A 365-nucleotide genomic window follows, 5' to 3' on the forward strand; every position below is an offset into this window, starting at 1 on the left:
ATTGCGCCCAATCTGCTGAACAGAAACTTCCATGCGGAAAAACCAAATCAAAAGTGGGTCACTGATGTGACAGAGTTCAGCTTGTTTGGCCAGAAACTCTATCTTTCTCCAATCCTGGATCTGCACAATGGGTATTTGGTGAGCTATGCCATCTCTGACCGACCGGTTTTAAGCATGGTAACAACTATGCTCACCAAAGCCTTTGAAACCATACCGGATGCAACCGGACTGGTTCTCCACTCTGACCAAGGCTGGCAATACCAGCACAAGCAGTACCAACGTATGCTGCGTGTGAAAGGTATTCGGCAGAGTATGAGCCGCAAAGGGAACTGTCTGGACAATGCGGTGGCAGAAAACTTCTTCGG

1 protein-coding gene is annotated in these 365 nt (G+C 48.5%); it reads left to right on the forward strand.

What is annotated here, in order from left to right:
• Positions 1 to 365, forward strand: a 365-nt coding sequence (locus JCM17207_RS05970; RefSeq protein WP_238316710.1) for an IS3 family transposase, incomplete at both ends; no start/stop codon positions are given.

The organism is Faecalibacterium gallinarum (assembly GCF_022180365.1).
GTDB lineage: Bacteria > Bacillota > Clostridia > Oscillospirales > Ruminococcaceae > Faecalibacterium > Faecalibacterium gallinarum.